Source organism: Pseudoxanthobacter soli DSM 19599, assembly GCF_900148505.1.
GTDB classification, from domain to species: Bacteria; Pseudomonadota; Alphaproteobacteria; order Rhizobiales; family Segnochrobactraceae; genus Pseudoxanthobacter; species Pseudoxanthobacter soli.
On the sequence record NZ_FRXO01000025.1, the window covers coordinates 1 to 1,604 of the forward strand.

Annotated in this window: 1 protein-coding gene; it reads left to right on the forward strand. The window is 66.6% G+C overall.

What is annotated here, in order from left to right; genetic code table 11:
* Positions 1–1,604, forward strand: a 1,604-nt coding sequence (locus BUF17_RS21960; protein WP_175563775.1) for an autotransporter-associated beta strand repeat-containing protein, incomplete at both ends; no start/stop codon positions are given.

The window sequence follows — 1,604 nt, forward strand, 5'->3', positions numbered from 1 at the left end:
GGCGCGCTGACGCTGTCCGGCGGCACCGAGACGCTGTCGGGCGCGAACACGTACACCGGCGGGACCACGGTCTCGTCCGGCGCGACGCTCGCGCTGTCGGGGACGGGTTCGATCGCCTCTTCGAGCGGTGTGACGGCGACGGGCACGTTCGACATCAGCGGAACCACGAGCGGGGCGTCGATCAAGAGCCTGGCGGGTGCCGGTTCGGTGACGCTTGGCGGCAAGGCGCTGACGCTGACGGCGGCAGCGGGCACGTTCTCCGGCGTGATCTCGGGCACGGGCACGGTGACGCTGTCCGGCGGGACGCAGGTTCTGTCCGGCGCGAACACGTACACCGGTGGGACCTCTATTGTGGGAGGGGGCGTCCTCTCTATCTCTGCTGACGCCAACCTCGGAGCAGCGACCGGAAACCTGACGTTCGACGCAGGTACGCTTGAGGCGACCGCAAGCTTCTCCTCGGCCCGCGACGCCACCCTCCAGAGTGGCGGCGGTACCGTTGCCGTCGCGAATGCCGCCGACGAACTCATCCTTTCCGGCCTCTTCTCAGATGTCGGCTCGCTCACGAAGACCGGGCTCGGAACTCTGCGTCTCACCGGGGCCAATTCCTACACCGGAGGTACAACGGTTGCGGCAGGCGCCCTTGTCGGCGATGCGATGAGCCTGCAGGGCAACATCGCCAACAACGCCACCCTCACCTTCGACCAAGCTGGCGACGGAACCTATGCCGGCGTCATCTCCGGTTCGGGCACCGTCACCAAGACCGGCTCCGGGACGCTTACACTGACCGGGGACAGCACCTATACGGGCGGCACGAACCTCATTGCCGGCACGATCTCGATCGGGTCGAACAGCGCGCTGGGGACGGGCACGCTTGCGATGAGCGAGTGGACGGCGCTCGACTTCGCGAGCGACGACATCACCCTCTCCAATACCGTCATCCTGTCCGGCGACCCGACGCTCAACGTCGCTGCCGGACGCACCAGCACCATCTCCGGCACCCTCAAAGACGGCTCCGTTCCCGGCGATATCGTCAAGACCGGTGCCGGTACGCTCGTGCTGTCGGGAACGAACACCTATACGGGCGGGACCACGATTTCCGCCGGAACCCTGTCCGTTTCCTCAGATTCCAATCTCGGCACGGGGACCCTCACCCTCGCCGGTGGTACGCTCCAGGCGACGTCGTCGTTCTCCTCTTCGCGCGGCGTTGTCCTGTCTGCTGGAACAGACAGCACGGTCTCCGTCGCCAACGCGGGTGACACCCTCGCCCTCAACGGGACCATCTCCGGTGACGGTGCCCTCACCAAGTCCGGCTCCGGCACCCTCACTTTGACGGGCAACAACACCTACACCGGTGGCACCACGATTTCCGCCGGAACCCTGTCCGTCTCGTCGGACGCCAATCTCGGAGCCGCGTCCGGCGGGCTGACCTTATCCGGTGGCACCCTGCTCGCTACGGCCGGCTTCTCCTCGGATCGAGCCATCACGCTCACCACGGGCACTTCAAGCTCCATCGCTGTCGCCAATGCGGGCGATACGCTCACTCTCACCGGCGACATCTCGGGCTCGGGGTCTCTGACGAAGACGGGCTCCGGCACGCTCACCCT